This window comes from Phycicoccus duodecadis (assembly GCF_002846495.1).
Lineage (GTDB): Bacteria > Actinomycetota > Actinomycetes > Actinomycetales > Dermatophilaceae > Phycicoccus > Phycicoccus duodecadis.
Map to the genome: position 1 here is coordinate 1,759,718 of NZ_PJNE01000001.1, position 15,629 is coordinate 1,775,346.

Here is a 15,629-nt window from a genome sequence, read left to right on the forward strand (position 1 = left end):
GAGAAATCCGGGTGCCGGAGCGTGCTCCGACACCCGGATGCGACGCTCAGGTGCTCGAGCCGTTCGTGCCGTTGGCGTCCGACGGGTCGCTGCTGCCGGCGCCGCCCTGGCCGCCCTGGGCCGGGCCGTTCCGGTCGCCGTCGCGGTCGCCGGGCCCGTGGTCACCGTCGCGGTCACGGGGGCCGCCCGGCAGCTGCCCCTGGCCGGGCCCGCCCTGCCCGGGTGCGCCAGGGAACTGCCCCTGCCCGGGGGCGCCACCGCGCCCGAAGTCCCCGCGGCCGCCGTCGTCCGACTGTGCCACCGCCGCCGAGGCCCCCAGGGCCCCGAGCGCACCGATGACGAGCGCGGCCACGACCGCGACGCCGGTGCGACTACCCGACCACTGCCCCGGCGACCTCCACGAGGCGACGGAGCGGCGCCACCCACCGCCGGCGCCAGGGGCGGCGGCGGTCACGACGGGCACGGTGCCGGCGGCCGGCAGGACCGGCCCGTCGACGGGCGGCACGGCCTCCTGGGTCTGCGGCCCCGGCTCGGCCTGGGTCCACGCCGGCGTCCCGGCGGCGGCGCCGGGAGCGGCGGCGTGCGGCATCGCCTCGGTGTCCGCAACGTGCGGCTGCTCGGCCGCGGCGTCGGGGGTGGGCTCGGGCGTCGCGGGCTTCGATGCCCCGTCGGGGTGCTCGGTCATGGTTCTGTCACTCTCTCGTCGAAGGTGTGCAGCCCGCACGGTCCCGGGCCGACCTGTGGCGGCCCTGTGGCCGAGCCAGCGGCCGACTGGCAGTCCGGCGTGCGCGCACACAGGATCCACACAGCGGACCCATGGACTCGGCCCAGAGGAAGCCCACACACTGGGGCCATGCCCAGCCGCCAGACCGCCCCCGCCACGGCCATGACCCGGGCCGACGGGGGCCTCGTGCGCGTCCTCGTCGTCGACGACGAGCCCAACCTCACCGAGCTGCTCTCCATGGCCCTGCGCTACGAGGGGTGGGAGGTGCGCACCGCGGCCAGCGGCATCCAGGCCGTGCGCGCCGCCAAGGAGTTCGGCCCCGACGCCGTCGTGCTCGACATGATGCTGCCCGACTTCGACGGGATGGAGGTGCTGCGCCGGATGCGCGCCGACGACCCCAACGTGCCCGTGCTGTTCCTCACGGCCAAGGACGCCGTCGAGGACCGCGTGGCCGGGCTGACCGCCGGTGGCGACGACTACGTGACCAAGCCGTTCAGCCTCGAGGAGGTCGTGGCCCGGCTGCGGGCCCTCATGCGCCGCACCGCGGTCACGGCTGACGAGAGCGACTCCCTCCTGGTCGTCGGCGACCTCACCATGGACGAGGACAGCCACGAGGTCGCGCGCGGCGGCACCGAGATCCAGCTGACCGCCACCGAGTTCGAGCTCCTGCGCTACCTGATGCGCAACCCCAGGCGCGTCCTGTCCAAGGCCCAGATCCTCGACCGGGTGTGGAACTACGACTTCGGCGGCCAGGCCAACGTCGTCGAGCTCTACATCTCCTACCTCCGCAAGAAGATCGACGTCGGCCGGGCCCCGATGATCCACACCATGCGCGGCGTGGGCTACGTCCTGAAGCCGGCCGAGTGACACCGTGACCCCACGCCGCCACCTGGGCGCTGCGGTGCACCCGGCGCATCCGTCGCGCTGGACGCTGCGCACGAAGCTGCTCGCGTCGGTGCTGGCCCTCTTCACCGTCGTGATGCTGGCGACCAGCGCCCTGACGGTCTTCGAGACCCGGCGCTACCTCGAGGCCCAGCTGGCCCAGGACCTCCAGGGTGCCCTCGGCCGCGTGGGGGACCGCCGCGGCATCCCCGACCTCGACGCCGACGTCGACGGGCGGGTACCGCCGCCCGGTGTGCGCAACGGGGCCCCGGGCGGCGACAAGATCCTGCTGCTCGGGCTCACCGGCAAAGGGCAGGTCGCGACCGACCCGGGCAGCGGCACCCCGATGAACAGCGTGGTCCTGCGCGACGGCGACTACGGGACCCTCGACGCCGGCCAGATCGCAACCGTCGCCGCGAGCCTCGAGGGACCGCAGACCGAGCGCGTCTCGCTCGGGTCGCAGGTGGGCGAGTACCTCATCACCGCCCGCACGGTCTCGGGCGGCGGCACCATCGTCGTCGGCGTCTCGACCTCCTCGGTCGACGAGCTGCTGGCGAAGCTGCTGGCGCTCGTGGTGGGCGGCACCGTCATCGGGCTGGTCCTGGTCGGGGCCGGCGGCGCAGTGGTCATCCGCCGCAGCCTGGCCCCGCTCGACCGCGTCGCCTCCACGGCCCGCCAGGTCTCGAACCTGCAGCTGGACTCGGGCGACGTGACCCTCGCGGTGCGGGTGCCCGAACGCGACGCCGACGGTCGCACCGAGGTGGGCCAGGTCGGCCGCGCCATCAACACCATGCTCGACGACGTCGAGTCGGCCCTCCAGGCCCGCCAGGAGAGCGAGATGCGGGTGCGGCAGTTCGTCGCCGACGCCTCGCACGAGCTGCGCACCCCGCTGGCCTCGATCCGCGGCTACGCCGAGCTGACCCGCCGCGAGCACGCCCCCGTGCCCCCGACCGTCACGCACGCCATCTCGCGGGTCGAGTCCGAGGCGCTGCGGATGCAGGAGCTGGTCGAGGACCTGCTGCTGCTGGCGCGGCTCGACTCGGGGCGGCCCCTCGAGCGCGAGGCCGTCGACCTCTCACTGCTCGCGATGAACGCCGTCAGCGACGCGCATGCGGCCTCGCCCGACCACGCCTGGGAGCTCGACCTGCCCGACGAGCCGGTCGAGGTGACCGGCGACGGAGCGCGGCTGCACCAGATCCTCGCCAACCTGCTGGCCAACGCCCGCACCCACACCCCGGCGGGCACCCGGGTCGTCACCCGGCTGCGACCCGAAGGCTCCCTCGTGCGCATCTCGGTGTCCGACAACGGCCCCGGCATCCCCGCCGACCTGCAGAAGAAGGTCTTCGAACGCTTCACCCGCGGTGACGACTCCCGCAGCCGGGCCCAGGGGTCGACCGGCCTCGGCCTCTCGATCGTCGCCGCTGTCGGGCACGCGCACGGCGGCCGGGTCGAGGTCAGCTCGCGCCCGGGCGACACCACGTTCTCGGTGCTCCTACCCGCCTGAGGCCAGGCTCCCCAGTCGGGCTCAGGCCAGGGAGAGGCGAAAGGCCAGGAGCCGGATGCCGTCACGCGGCGACCAGTCGCGCTCGGGGGTGCGGCCGAACCCCATCCGACCGTAGAGGCGGTGCGCGGCGGCCATCCCCTCCCCGCTCGACAGCGCGACTGCGGCCAGCCCCTCCGCCCGGGCCCGCTCGACGCACGCGTCGCTGAGCCGGCGGCCGACCCCTGCCCCGCGGGCCGCCGGCGACACCGCCAGCATCCGCACCTCGGCCTCCCCCGGCCCGCCGACCTCGGCGAAGGGCGTGCCCGGCCGCACGTAGGTCACGGTGCCGAGCAGCGTGCCGTCGTCGTCGACCGCCACCAGCAGCGTCGCCGCGCGGGCCCGCGCCGCGGCGTCGAGGAGGGTTGCGGCGTAGGGGTGCCCGGGGGTGATCTCGCCGTCGGCCGCGTACGCCGCCAGGGTCAGAGACCCCACGGCGTCGAGCTCGTCGGGGCGGGCCTCGCGGACGGTGACCGGCATCCCCCCATCCTGCCGCCCCGCGCGTCACGTCGACCCGAAAGGGCGGGCACAGGTGGGCCACAGAGGCCGGCCCCACAGTGGGGGCCATGGACACCGCGACCCTCCCGAGCCCGTCCCGCGACCACGGCTCGACCCCCCGCTCGGCCGACCGCGTCCGCCGTGCCCTGCGCGGCCCGGTGACCGACCCCGTGTGGGCCCGCGCGGGCCTCATCGCGCTGCTCGTGCTCACCGGTGCCGTCTACATCTACAACCTCACCGCGGGCGGCTGGGCCAACAGCTTCTACGCGGCCGCGGTGCAGGCCGGCAGCGTGTCGTGGAAGGCGTTCTTCTTCGGCAGCTTCGACGCGGGCAACGCCATCACCGTCGACAAGCCCCCGGCCTCGCTCTGGCTGATGGCGCTGTCGGTGCGGCTGCTCGGGCTCAGCTCGTTCGCGATGCTCCTGCCGCAGGTGCTGATAGGGGTCGGCACCGTGGGCGTGGTGCACGCGACCGTGCGGCGTCGCTTCGGGGCCGGCGCCGCTCTGCTCGCCGGGCTGTCCCTGGCGCTCACGCCGGTCGCGGTCCTGATGTTCCGGTTCAACAACCCCGACGCGCTGCTCACGCTTCTGATGGCGCTGGCGATCTGGGCGAGCCTGCGCGCGGTCGAGGCCGGTTCGGTCCGCTGGATCGCGCTGGCCGGCGTGTTCACCGGGCTCGGGTTCCTGACCAAGAGCCTGCAGGTGCTGCTGGTCGTCCCGGCCGTCGCCGTGGTGTGGCCGGTGTGCGCCGACGCCCCGGTGCGTCGCCGCCTCCTCGGCGGGTTGGCGTCGGCCGCGGCCTTCGTGGTGTCGGCGGGGTGGTGGGTGGCGGTCGTCGAGCTGATGCCCGCATCCCTGCGCCCCTACATCGATGGCAGCCAGACCAACTCCTTCCTCGAGCTGACCTTCGGCTACAACGGCCTGGGGCGGCTCGACGGCTCCGAGGTGGGCAAGGTCGGCGGTGGTGGCGGGCCGTTCTCGAGCGGCGTCGGCCTGTTCCGGATGTTCGACTCCTCGGCCGCCGGCCAGATCTCGTGGCTCCTGCCGGCCGCCCTGGTGATGCTCGTGGGTGGTGTCGCCCTGCGCGGCCGGACCCCGCGCACCGACCTGCGCCGCGCCACCTACCTGGCCACGGGCCTGTGGATGCTCACGACCGCCCTCGTCTTCTCGTACATGCAGGGGATCTTCCACGAGTACTACACCGTCGCCTTGGCGCCGCCGGTCGCCGCCCTCGTGGGGATGGGCGCGGGCGAGGCCTGGCAGCGTCGCCGCAGCCTGCTGGGTGCGCTGGTCCTGGCGTCCGCCACCGGGGTCACGGCGGGCTGGTCCTTCGTGCTGCTCTCGCGGACCACGGCCTACGGCAGCGGGCTGCGCGTCGGGGTGCTGGCTGTCGGGCTCGCCGCCACCCTGTTGCTCCTGGTCGTGGGGCGGCTGCACCGCCGGGCCGTGCTGCCCGTCGCCGCGGCTGCGGTCGTCGCCGGGCTGGCGGGGCCGGCCGCGTACGACGCCACCACCCTCTCGACCGCCAACAGCGGCTCGATCGTCACCGCCGGTCCATCCACCGGCGGCCCCGGCGGCGGTGCGCGCCCTGGCGGCGGCCCTCCCGGCGGCGGTTTCGGCGGCCCTCCCGGCGGCACCACCACGGGAGCGGGCGGGATGCGCGGCCTGCTCGACGCCACGACCCCCGACGCCGCCGTCGTCGCGGCCCTGAAGGCCGGAGCCGCGCACTACACCTGGGTGGCGGCGGCCGTCGGGTCGCAGAACGCGGCCGGCCTCCAGCTCGCGACCCGGCTGCCGGTGATGGCGATCGGCGGCTTCAACGGCTCCGACCCCTCCCCGACGCTGGCGCAGTTCCAGGAGTACGTGGCCCAGGGCCGCATCCACTACTTCGTGGCGGGGGGCGGCTTCCGCGGCCAGCAGGGCGGGTCGAACGCGGCGAGCGAGATCGACACCTGGGTCGGCCAGCACTACACGGCCGTGACCCTCGGCGGGCAGACGTTCTACGACCTCACCCAGCCGACCGAGGCCACCTCGTGACCTGGCCGCGCAGCACCGTCGCCACCGGCCAAGCCCTCGCCCGCCGGTGGCGCGGGGTGGGCGCGGAGGTCGTGACGTTCGCGGTCATCGGGGTCGCCAGCACCGTGGTGCACCTGGGCGGCTTCGTCCTCCTCCGACAGGTCACCGAGCCGCAGGCCGCGAACTCGGTGGCACTGCTGGTCGCGGCGGTCGCCAACACGGGGGCCAACCGGCGTTGGACGTTCGGCATCCGCGGGCGCGCCGGCGCGGCGCGCCATCAGCTCCAGGGCCTGTTGGTCTTCGCCCTGACGCTGGGGATGACCTCGAGCGGCCTGTGGCTGTTGGGCGCCGAGGCCCCGGGCGCGCCGACCTGGGCCGAGACCGTCGTCGTGGCGTGCACCACCGTCGCCGCCACCGCCCTGAAGTACGCGGCGATGCGGTGGTGGGTGTTCGCGCCGCGCCGCGCCGGGTCGGGCCGAAACGGCCGGGGTCAGAGCTCGACGAGCGCGAACGACCCGTCGGCGTCCTCGAACAGCACGGCCCCGGTCCACTCGTAGCCGTCGAGGGTGCCGTGGCACACCACCACCGTCGAGGGCTCGATGAGCGCGGTGTCGGGGCAGCTGATGTCGGCGGCGTAGCCGTAGTCGTCCTCGAGGTCCTGGAGCAGCCGGGCCAGCCGGTCACCACCCAGGCCGCCACCGTCGCTGATCCCGGGGATGGTGCCGCGGATGGTCTCGTAGGACCCGCCGTCCGACATCCCGCCGCCGCCCAGCACCGTCATCCCGAAGGTCACGAGCGAGAGCAGCAGCGCCAGCCCGCCGGCCACCGCGCCCGCGATGCCCCAGCCCATCGTCGTCCCGGCCTTCTCACGGGCCGCGACCACGGCGGGGTCGACTCCCGACGGCGGCACCATCGGCCAGGCCGTGGCGGGCGCGACGGGTGCGGCCGGGGCCGCCGGGAACGCCGTGGAGGGCGGCTGCGGGAAGGGTGCGGGCGACGGCGTGGAGGCGTCGGCGGGCGGTGGGGTGTCGGCCGGGGGTCCCCCGTGCGGTGCGGTCGTCACGGCGGGAGTGTGCCACCCGGGCCGGCTCCGCGTCCTGCGTTCGCGGGGGCGCGCCGGACGGCCGGCGGGCGACCCGGGGTCCGATGAGACCCGCGGTGACCTGTTTTGCCCGGCGACCCGACCGACGGATACCCTGTGCAGGCGTTGGAGGCGTCGCCTAGTCCGGTCTATGGCGCCGCACTGCTAATGCGGTTTGGGTCTCAAGCCCATCGAGGGTTCAAATCCCTCCGCCTCCGCCCATGGAACCCCCCGGGAGCTTGCGACCGGGGGGTTTTCCATGGGCGGACGCAGAGGGATGCCGGGCGGCGTCCCTCCGCCGACCCCAGCCGGGCGGCGTAGCCACCGAACGACGGAGGGAGCCCTCGGGGGGCCCAGTGTCCCCGAGGGCTCCCGGCCCTTCCTCCGCGCCGGCCATGCACGGCCGGCCACGTGGTCAGTGCTTCTCGGCCAGGCTCCACATCGTCCAGAGCTCGGTGCGCATCCGGCGCGGCTGCTGCAACGTGTGCAGCACGGCGCCGGCGATGTCACCGGGCTCCATGAACGGCCCGGAGGCCGGGTCGCCGTCACCGAAGCGCCCGTCGGCGGCCGCGAAGGCGGTGTTCACGCCCGCCGGCGCGATGACGGTGGTGCGGATGCCCTCGCCGCGCAGCTCGCGGTCGAGGGCGTAGCCGAGGTTGATCTGGGCGCCCTTGGTGGCCGCGTAGACCGCCTCCTGGCCGCCCCCGATCAGAAGGCCGGCCACCGAGCCGAGGATGACGACGTCGCCACCGTCGCCCTGGGCCCGGAAGCAGCGCACCGCCGCGCGCGCCAGCCACACCGTGCCCTTGACGTTGACGTCGACCATGAGGGAGATCTGGTCGGCGCTCATGTCGAGGACGCCGCCGTAGAACCCCACGGCCGCGTTGGCCACCACGGAGTCGACGCGACCGAACGCATCGACCCCGGCCGCCACGAGGGTCTGCGCCGTCGCCTCGTCGCGCACGTCACCGATGACCGGGACGACCCGCTCGGGCCCGAGCTCGTCGACCAGCGGGGTCAGGGCGTCGGCCCGCACGTCGCCGGCGACGACGCGCGCCCCGGCCTCGACCGCCAGCCGCACGGTGGCACCGCCGATGCCGCCGCCGGCGCCGGTGACCACGACCACCGTGCCCGTCAGGTCACGCGTGGGCGCCGGCATCAGGCCACCCCACCGAAGGGCGAGCGGGCCGTACCCGCCAGGGCGCCGGTCACTTGATCGCTCCCATCGACAGGCCGCGCACGAGCTGCTTCTGCGCGACCCACCCGGCGACGATCACCGGCAGCGCGGCGATGGTCGACGCGGCCGACAGCACGGCGAGGAACTGCCCGCGCCCGTCGACGAAGGAGCCGAGGAACGGCGGGGTGGTGCGGGCCGCCGACGAGGTCAGCAGGGTCGCCAGGAAGTACTCGTTCCAGCTGAAGATGAAGCAGATCAGCGCGGCGGCGGCGACCCCGGGCAGCACCAGCGGCAGTACGATCCGCACGATCTCGCGGAACAGCCCCGCTCCGTCGACCCGGCAGGCCTCGACGATCTCGAACGGCACCTCGAGGAAGAACGAGCGCATCATCCAGACCGTCACCGGCAGGTTGACGCCCGCGTAGATGACCGCCAGCACGTTGATGTTGTCGAGCAGCCCGAGCGTCTTGAGGATCATGAACAACGGCAGCACCACGGCGGCCAGCGGCATGAACCGCGTGGAGATGAAGAACGACAGCGCCCCCTCGACGTTCTTCACCCGGCGGATCGAGAGCGCGTAGGCGGCGGGGATGGCGAGCAGCACGGCGATCACAGTGGCCGTGATGGAGGCGGTCAGCGAGTTGATGAGGTAGCCCTGCATCCCCCGGTCGAAGGCGGCCCGGAACCCGTCGAGGGTGGGCGAGAAGAACAGCTTCGGGGTGACCGACGACGCGTCGGACTCCGGCTTGAAGCCGTTGAGGAACATCCAGAACACCGGGAAGAAGAAGACGAGCACGAGCACCCAGGTGAGCACCGTGACGAGGTTGCCCTTGGTCCTGCTGGTCATCGCGAACCTCCTGCCATGAAGACCTTGAAGAGGGTGCGCAGGGCCACCGTCGCCACGATGATCGTGAGGACGACGGTCACGACGCCGTACGCCGCGGCCTCCCCGACGTCGAGCCCGATGAAGGCCCGCTCGTAGAGCAGGTACGCGAGGGTCTTGGTGCCGCCGGTGCCCTTGGTGAGGATGGCCACCGGGTCGAAGACCTGGATGATGATGACGGCCCCGAGCAGCACACCGATCTCGACGTACATCCGCAGGTGCGGCAGCGTGATCCAGGTGAAGGTGCGCCAGGTCCCGGCCCCGTCGACCTGCGCGGCCTCGAGGATGCCCTTGTCCTGGCCCTGGAGCCCGGCCAGCAGGATCAGCATCATGAACGGGGTGAACTGCCAGGTCAGCACGATCACGACCGCCAGCAGCGGGTGCTCGGTCGACCACGACACCACCGGCAGGTGCAGGCTGCGCGAGACCCAGTTGAGGATGCCGATGTTGGTGTCGAACATCGAGTACTTCCAGATGAGCGCGGCCGCGGCCGGCATCACGAGGAAGGGCGTGATCATCAGCGTGCGGGCCACCGCCCGGCCCGGGAACTGCCGGTCCAGCAGCAGGGCGAACAGCAGCCCGAAGAGCAGCGACATGATCACCGAGAACGCCGTGATGAGCACGGTCGCGACGATGGACGGCCACAGTGCGCCCGAACTGAGGGCGGTGACGTAGTTGTCGACCCCGGTGAAGCCGCGGTCCTTCGGGTAGAGCAGGTTCCACTTGATCATCGAGAAGCCGATGGTCACGAGGAACGGGATCTGGGTGAGCAGGATGAGGAAGATGACGGCAGGGGCCAGCAGCCCTCGCGCCGAGCGGAACTCGCCCTTCTTCACCCTCCGGACGTCGGTGGCGGTCTTGGCCTCCACCGTGTCGACATCGGTTACGGACATCTGGGCACTCCCTTGTGCGTCCTGGTGCGGATGCGGTGTCGGAGCCGGCGGGAACCGTGCCGGCCCCGACACCGCGGCTGCTGCGCCCCGGGTGTTGGGTGCTCACCCGGGGTGCGGCGTCACTTCTTGTGCGCGTCCCCGGCCTTCTGGGCGATGGCCTGGCACTTCGAGAGAGCATCGTCCACCGTGGAGCGGTTGGCGATGTAGTCCGCGATGAGCTGGGCGCACTGGTTGCCGACGTCCTGGAACTCGGGGATGGAGACGTACTGGATGCCCACCCACGGCTGCGGGCTGACCCCGGGCTGCTCGGGCTTGACCGAGCTCATGACGTCGAGGGTGATGGGGGCGTAGGCGGCCGCGGCCTTCTTGTACTCCGGGATCTCGTACGTCGAGGTCCGCGAGCCCGGCGGGACGTTGCTCCAGCCGATCTTCTGCCCGACCAGCTTGATGTAGTCCTTGCTGGTCGCCCACTTCACGAAGTCGATCGCGGCGTCCTTCTTCTTCGTGGTCGCCGGCACCGCGAGGTTCCAGCTCCACAGCCAGCCCGACTCCTTGGTCTTGACGACCGGCATGTGGGCGTAGCCCATCTTGCCCTTGACCGGCGAGTCGTCGGCCTCGAGCAGCGAGGCGGCGACGGACGCGTCGGCCCACATCGCGGCCTTGTTCTCCTTCAGCGCGGTGAGGCACTCGTTGAAGCTGTACGACACCGGGTCCTTCTCGCCGGACTGGTCGAGCATCGTCTTGTAGAAGGTGACGGCCTGCTTCCACTCCGGGGTGTTCACCGTGGCGTTCCACTGCTGGTCGTACCAGTTGCCCCCGAAGGTCTGCACGACGGTCGTGAGCGGCGCGAACAGGTCGCCCCAACCGGGCTTGCCGCGCATGCAGATGCCGGCGGTGTCGGCGGTCTTGACCTTCTTCGCCGCGTCGGCCACCTCCTGCCAGGTGGGGTCGGCCGAGAGGGTGACGCCGGCCTTGTCGAGGATCTCCTTGTTGTACATGAGGATCGAGGACTCGCCGTAGAACGGCACCGCGTACTGCTTGCCGTCGTTCGAGATGGCCACCCGCACCGGCGGGAGGATGTCGTTCACGTCGTAGGACGCGTCGGACTTCAGCGGCTCGGTGAGGTCGACGAGCCAGCCGTTCGCGCCCCACTGCGGGGTCTCGTAGGCGCCGATCGTCACGATGTCGTACTGCCCGGCGCCGCTGGCGACGTCGGCGGTGACGGCGGCCCGCAGGTCGCCCTCCTCCATCACCTGGAAGTTCACGGTGACACCGGGGTGGGACTTCTCGTACTCGCCCTTCAGCTTCTCCATGTCCTTCATCTGGCCGTTGTTCACGGTGGCCAGGTTGAGGGTGACGGGGGTGCCGCCGCCGGCGGATCCGCTGTCGGACGAGACAGCCCCCGACGAGCAGGCGGCCAACGTCAGGGCGGACGCCAGAGCGCCGGCCCCGAAGGTCAGCGTGCGCTTTCTCGCAAGCATTCCTAACTCCTTTGGTAGGTGCTCCGCGGCCGGATGCCGGCCGGGCCCCTGGGATCGCCCGGGGGATCGTTCTCTGGCGCGCAAGCCGCCGCGAACACCTGAAATGTAGGAACGGGGCGCAGGCCCGGCAAGGTCCACACCCTGCGCTGTTTCGATACTATTTTTCGTCGCTCACCCGTGCGATGCTGCTCTCGGGTGAGCGAAGGCGCACCAGAGGTCGCCGCGCCCACCCCGGACCCGCCCTGTCAACGAGGAGTGGTGAAGATTTCGTATCAGTCCACGGGCACCCCCCGCGCGCGTCTGGCCGGTTTCCCCTCGACCACGGTCGAAGGGGCGTCGCACGAGGAGCCGTTGGTCCGCAGCCCCTACCCGGCCGCGCCCCGGCGCGAGATCATCCCGCCGCACCCCGACCACGCGGTGCGCACCCTGACCCACGACTTCCCCAGCGAGATCTGCGGCTGGGGCGCCCACCCCGAGTACGAGATCCACCTGATCACCAAGACCTCGGGCAGCTTCATCGCCGGCGACCACGTCGGCACCTTCGCGCCCGGTCACGTCAGCATCATGGGCCCGAACCTGCCGCACGACTGGGTCAGCGACCTCCCGCCCGGCCAGGTGGCGGTCGACCGCGACGCCGTGATCCAGTTCACCGACGACTGGGTGCGCCAGTGCATGCAGCTCATCCCCGAGCTGTCCGAGGTCGACGAGGTCCTCCGTCAGTCGACGCGGGGCCTGGTCTTCTCCGGCGCCACCGCCTGGCGGGCGGCCGAGACCATCCTGCAGGTCGTGCGCAGCAGCGGCACCGAGCAGATCGGGCACCTGTTCTCGCTGCTCGCGACCTTCGCCCGCTCACCCCAGGAGGAGCGCGAGGTGGTGGCCAGCGAGTGGCTGGGCCGCCCCACCGACGCCAACTCGCTCAACGCCGTCGAGGCCGGCCTGGCGTACATCTTCGAGAACCTCACCGGCGACATCCGGCTGGCCACGGCCGCGCGGCTCGCCTACATGTCCGAGCCGACGTTCTCGAAGTACTTCAAGTCGGCGACCGGGATGACGTTCAGCAGCATGGTCAAGCGCCTGCGCATCGCCCACGCGCGCCGGCTGCTCGACACCACCGACGAACCCGTGGCCCAGGTGGCGGCCCTGAGCGGCTACCACAACATGGCCAACTTCAACCGTCAGTTCCTCACCGAGGTCGGCACGACGCCCACGGCCTACCGGCGGCTGGAGTCCTCGCAGAAGCCGCCCTCCGAGGTCCTCAGCCTCGGCCGGCGCGCCACCGCCGAGTGACCGCCGCGGCTCACTCCCCGAGTGCTCGGTCGATCGCTCCGTGCACCCCGTGCTCGGCCAGGACCGCGCGCTGGCGCAGGAACTCGGCCCGGAAGCGCTCGTCCTGCCCGAGGTCCCCCAGGATCCGGGTGAGCCCCAGGAAGGCCGCCGGGTCGGGGTCTGCTGCTGCGCGGCTCATCGCCTCGGCGTGCACGTCGGGCGGGACCTCGGCGGCGGGCAGGCCCCCACGGGCCACCAGGGCCCAGTACTCGGCCCACGCGGCGACCATCAGGGCACCCAGCGCCACCGGGCGGCCGGCGGCCAGGTTGTCGCGCGCCGTCGGGACGGTGAAGGTCGCCATCCGGTTCCCGCCGTCCGTGGCCAGGCGCACGAGGGTGTCGCGGATGCCGGGGTTCGAGAAGCGCTCGAGCAGGGTGGCCATGTAGCCGGGCAGGTCGATGCCGGGCAGCTCGCCCAGGGTCGGCGCCGCTTCGTCGGCCATGTAGCGCTCGAGGTAGCGCCGGATGCGGTCGTCGCGCATGGTCTCGTCGACCAGCACGTAGCCCACCGGGGCGCCGAGGTAGGCGAGTGCCTGGTGGCTGGCGTTGAGCAGCCGCAGCTTCATCAGCTCGTAGGGCGTGACGTCGTCGACGAACTGCACGTCGGCGGCCTCCAGCGGTGGTCGCCCGAGCGGGAACTCGTCCTCGACGATCCACTGGGTGAAGGGCTCCGCCGGCACCGGCCAGCGGTCCTCGACGCCGAAGTCCCGCGCGAGGGCCTCGCGGTCGGCGTCGGTGGTCGCGGGGGTGATCCGGTCGACCATGCAGTTGGGGAACGCGACCTCGGCCTCGATCCAGTCGGCCAGCTCGGCGTCGACCAGGCGGGCGAACCCCACGACGGTCTGCCGGCACACGCCGCCGTTGCCCTGGAGGTTGTCGCACGACAGGACGGTGAAGGGGGCGACGCCCGCCGCGCGCCGGCGCCGCAGGCCCTCGACGATGAACCCGAAGGCGGTTCGTGGGGTGTCGAGGTGGTCGACGTCGTGGACCACGGCCTCGTCGGCGTCGTCGAACCGTCCGGTCCCGGCGTCCTTGAGGTACCCGCCCTCGGTGACGGTGAGCGACACGACGCGCACCGCCGGGTCGACGAGGCGGTCGTACACGGCCTCGGCCTCCTCCGGCGCGAAGAGGTACTCGAGGACGCTGCCGACCACACGCGGGTCCAGCGAGCCGTCGGGGTGGCGCACCACGAGGGTGTAGAGGCAGTCCTGGGCGCGCATGGCGTCACGCATCGCCGCGTCCTGCGGCAGCACCCCGACCCCGCAGATCCCCCAGTCGAGGCCCTGGCCCGACTCCATGAGCCGGTCGAGGTACATCGCCTGGTGCGAGCGGTGGAAGTTGCCGAAGCCGAAGTGGACGATCCCCACGTGCGCCGCGTCCCGGTCGTAGGACGGGGTGGGCACCCCGACTCCCGACAGGTCAGCGCTGATCCGAGCGGTCACTGGTGCTGCTCCTTTCACGGGAACGCGGACAGCCTCGCCCGCATGTAACCAACCCACGGGCCCGGCTGCCAACCCTCACGGCCGGGCACGGAAGAAACCATCGACAGGACACCAGATGCCATCGACGCGGGCCCCCGGGGGTCAGGAGCAGATGTCCTGGTCCGCGGTGCGGGCCACGATGCTGCCGGTCGGGGCCGGGACGGGTGCGGTCGGGGTGGGGAGGGGCTGGCTGCCGAGCCGGTTCGGCACCTCGACCACGGCCTTGGCCCCCGCCCCGACGGTGACGCGCACGGTCTGCCCGAGCGTGGCGTCCTCCTTCGAGGTCGAGCCGGGGAAGGCAGCCGCGACGGTGCGGGCGGCCTCCTCCTGCCCGGTGCCGTACGCCACGACGACACCGTCGGGGCGGTCGGCCACGGAGCCGGTCGTGACGCCGGCGAAACCCTGCACCCGCAGCGCCGCCGCGATGTCGGCGGCCAGGCCGCTCACGCCGGTGGCGTTGACGACGAGCACGCGGATGTCGGCGGGGCTGACCGTGAGCGCGGCCTGGGTGGGCGTCGCACTCGGCGACGCGGACGCGCTCGGCCTGGCGACCGGCCGGTCCTGGCGCAGGGCGGTCCACAGCGTCGCGGCCGCGCCGGTCCACTGCACGCGGTTGGGGTCCTGGGGGTAGGTCTCGGTGGGCACCGTGACGAACGCGATGTTCCCGACCCCGGTGTCCTGCACCGACGTCGCGATGTCGCGCATCTCGCCGAGCCCCAGGCTCTCGTCGGTGGTCAGCGAGCGGGTGGCGGCATCCAGGAACCCGTAGAGCTTGTCGGGGCGCAGCAGCAGCGAGGTGCGGGTGGCCTCCTGGACGACCGACGAGAGGAACGCCTGCTGGCGCTTGATCCGCCCGAGGTCGGAGCCGTCGCCCTCGGTGTAGCGGACCCGGACGTAGCCCAGCGCCTGCTCGCCGTCGAGGACGTGCCGCCCCGCCGGGAGCCGCAAATGGGCCTTGGGGTCGTTGATGGGTTTGGGCGTGCACACCGGCACCCCGCCGAGCGCGTCGACCATCCCTTTGAAGCCGTTGAAGTCGACGACCGCGAAGTGGTCGATGAACACCCCGGTGTCGCCCTCGATGGTGTTGATGGTGCAGGCCGGCCCACCCATGCTGAAGGCGGCGTTGAACTGCTGCACCGTCCACTGGGCCTTCGGGACCTTGGCGTCGCAGTGGGGCGGCATCCGCACCATCGAGTCCCGCGGGATCGAGACCACCGTGACGTGACGGCGGTCGGCCGACAGGTGCGCGACCAGGGTGGTGTCGGAGCGGGCCCCCGAGACGCTGGCGGCGTCGGAGGTCCCCTCCCCGACCCGGGTGTCGGAGCCGATCAGCAGGATGTTGAGGGGGCCCTCTGCCACCTTGGTCGGGCGGTCGCTGGCCAGCGCGCCGCTCACGTCGACGCGCGTGATGTTGCCGTTCAGGCGCCACCAGACGACGCCGACGGCCGAGGCCGCGACCACCGCCAGAACCGCCCCCACGGCCACGATGCGGCGACGTCGGGGATGCCGCCGTGTGCTGACGCCTGCCGGCGCGGCCCGGGGGAGGTTCCCGTCCGCGCGGTCAGGGCGGGGCTCCTCCGCCATCTACCGGACTCCTTCTCGACCCGCCGACCGTCGCCACGGGCGTGGCCTGTGATCGAGCACCACCG

The 15,629-nt window shown here is 72.6% G+C and carries 14 protein-coding genes and 1 tRNA gene; 6 read left to right on the top strand and 9 right to left on the bottom strand.

The window, feature by feature from the left end:
• Window positions 1–46: 46 nt before the first annotated feature.
• The gene (locus ATL31_RS08185) at window positions 47–685 is read right to left on the bottom strand and encodes a hypothetical protein (protein ID WP_101395334.1); all 639 of its coding nucleotides are present in this window, start codon (window positions 683–685) and stop codon (window positions 47–49) included.
• A gap of 168 nt (window positions 686–853) precedes the next feature.
• On the opposite strand from ATL31_RS08185, the gene ATL31_RS08190 reads away from it, so the two are divergent.
• The gene (locus ATL31_RS08190; protein WP_101395335.1) at window positions 854–1,591 is read left to right on the top strand and encodes a response regulator transcription factor; all 738 of its coding nucleotides are present in this window, start codon (window positions 854–856) and stop codon (window positions 1,589–1,591) included.
• Between the two features lie 4 nt (window positions 1,592–1,595).
• The gene (locus tag ATL31_RS08195) at window positions 1,596–3,110 is read left to right on the top strand and encodes a sensor histidine kinase (protein ID WP_245862119.1); all 1,515 of its coding nucleotides are present in this window, start codon (window positions 1,596–1,598) and stop codon (window positions 3,108–3,110) included.
• A 21-nt stretch (window positions 3,111–3,131) separates the two neighbouring features.
• Here ATL31_RS08195 and ATL31_RS08200 read toward each other — a convergent pair whose 3' ends face one another.
• Window positions 3,132–3,626, bottom strand: coding sequence for a GNAT family N-acetyltransferase (locus ATL31_RS08200; protein WP_101395336.1), 495 nt, complete (start codon window positions 3,624–3,626; stop codon window positions 3,132–3,134).
• 86 nt (window positions 3,627–3,712) lie between these two features.
• Between ATL31_RS08200 and ATL31_RS08205 the strand changes: the two genes are divergently transcribed.
• Together ATL31_RS08205 and ATL31_RS08210 are read left to right on the top strand one after the other, a co-directional pair.
• Window positions 3,713–5,680 (top strand): ArnT family glycosyltransferase, encoded by a 1,968-nt coding sequence (locus tag ATL31_RS08205; protein ID WP_101395337.1) that lies wholly within the window; start codon window positions 3,713–3,715, stop codon window positions 5,678–5,680.
• Window positions 5,677–6,216 carry a GtrA family protein gene (locus ATL31_RS08210; protein WP_245862122.1) on the top strand — a complete coding sequence of 180 codons (540 nt, stop codon included), beginning with the start codon at window positions 5,677–5,679 and terminating at the stop codon, window positions 6,214–6,216. The genes ATL31_RS08205 and ATL31_RS08210 overlap by 4 nt, the downstream gene beginning before the upstream one ends.
• On the opposite strand, the gene ATL31_RS16310 is transcribed toward ATL31_RS08210, so the two are convergent.
• Window positions 6,150–6,722, bottom strand: coding sequence for a hypothetical protein (locus ATL31_RS16310; RefSeq protein ID WP_143598358.1), 573 nt, complete (start codon window positions 6,720–6,722; stop codon window positions 6,150–6,152). The two genes, ATL31_RS08210 and ATL31_RS16310, sit on opposite strands and share 67 nt — an antisense overlap.
• Window positions 6,723–6,868: 146 nt before the next feature.
• Here ATL31_RS16310 and ATL31_RS08220 point away from each other — a divergent pair.
• A tRNA-Ser gene (locus ATL31_RS08220) sits at window positions 6,869–6,958 on the top strand.
• 197 nt (window positions 6,959–7,155) lie between these two features.
• On the opposite strand, the gene ATL31_RS08225 is transcribed toward ATL31_RS08220, so the two are convergent.
• From ATL31_RS08225 to ATL31_RS08240, 4 genes are all read right to left on the bottom strand, one after another.
• Complete coding sequence (locus ATL31_RS08225) at window positions 7,156–7,899, bottom strand: SDR family oxidoreductase (RefSeq protein ID WP_101395338.1); 744 nt, start codon at window positions 7,897–7,899, stop codon at window positions 7,156–7,158.
• 49 nt (window positions 7,900–7,948) lie between these two features.
• On the bottom strand, window positions 7,949–8,764 hold the full coding sequence (locus ATL31_RS08230) for a carbohydrate ABC transporter permease (protein ID WP_101395339.1): 816 nt from the start codon (window positions 8,762–8,764) through the stop codon (window positions 7,949–7,951).
• The gene (locus tag ATL31_RS08235) at window positions 8,761–9,693 is read right to left on the bottom strand and encodes a carbohydrate ABC transporter permease (protein WP_101395340.1); all 933 of its coding nucleotides are present in this window, start codon (window positions 9,691–9,693) and stop codon (window positions 8,761–8,763) included. The genes ATL31_RS08230 and ATL31_RS08235 overlap by 4 nt, the downstream gene beginning before the upstream one ends.
• Window positions 9,694–9,812: 119 nt before the next feature.
• On the bottom strand, window positions 9,813–11,174 hold the full coding sequence (locus ATL31_RS08240; protein WP_101395341.1) for an ABC transporter substrate-binding protein: 1,362 nt from the start codon (window positions 11,172–11,174) through the stop codon (window positions 9,813–9,815).
• A 258-nt stretch (window positions 11,175–11,432) separates the two neighbouring features.
• Between ATL31_RS08240 and ATL31_RS08245 the strand changes: the two genes are divergently transcribed.
• Window positions 11,433–12,461, top strand: a complete 1,029-nt coding sequence (locus ATL31_RS08245; RefSeq protein ID WP_245862125.1) for a helix-turn-helix domain-containing protein — start codon at window positions 11,433–11,435, stop codon at window positions 12,459–12,461.
• Window positions 12,462–12,471: 10 nt separating this feature from the next.
• Here the strand turns inward: ATL31_RS08245 and ATL31_RS08250 are convergent, their stop codons facing one another.
• Both ATL31_RS08250 and ATL31_RS08255 read right to left on the bottom strand, forming a co-directional pair.
• Window positions 12,472–13,941: a mannitol dehydrogenase family protein gene (locus ATL31_RS08250; RefSeq protein ID WP_211283990.1), complete on the bottom strand. Its 1,470-nt coding sequence runs from the start codon at window positions 13,939–13,941 to the stop codon at window positions 12,472–12,474.
• Window positions 13,942–14,082: 141 nt separating this feature from the next.
• Window positions 14,083–15,459, bottom strand: a complete 1,377-nt coding sequence (locus ATL31_RS08255) for an LCP family protein (protein WP_245862129.1) — start codon at window positions 15,457–15,459, stop codon at window positions 14,083–14,085.
• Window positions 15,460–15,629: the final 170 nt, after the last annotated feature.

Coding starts and splice junctions, on each gene's coding strand:
- ATL31_RS08185 (WP_101395334.1), bottom strand. CDS start 685: ATGACCGAGCACCCCGACGGGGCATCGAAGCCCGCGACGCCCGAGCCC.
- ATL31_RS08190 (WP_101395335.1), top strand. CDS start 854: ATGCCCAGCCGCCAGACCGCCCCCGCCACGGCCATGACCCGGGCCGAC.
- ATL31_RS08200 (WP_101395336.1), bottom strand. CDS start 3,626: ATGCCGGTCACCGTCCGCGAGGCCCGCCCCGACGAGCTCGACGCCGTG.
- ATL31_RS08205 (WP_101395337.1), top strand. CDS start 3,713: ATGGACACCGCGACCCTCCCGAGCCCGTCCCGCGACCACGGCTCGACC.
- ATL31_RS08225 (WP_101395338.1), bottom strand. CDS start 7,899: ATGCCGGCGCCCACGCGTGACCTGACGGGCACGGTGGTCGTGGTCACC.
- ATL31_RS08230 (WP_101395339.1), bottom strand. CDS start 8,764: ATGACCAGCAGGACCAAGGGCAACCTCGTCACGGTGCTCACCTGGGTG.
- ATL31_RS08235 (WP_101395340.1), bottom strand. CDS start 9,693: ATGTCCGTAACCGATGTCGACACGGTGGAGGCCAAGACCGCCACCGAC.
- ATL31_RS08240 (WP_101395341.1), bottom strand. CDS start 11,174: ATGCTTGCGAGAAAGCGCACGCTGACCTTCGGGGCCGGCGCTCTGGCG.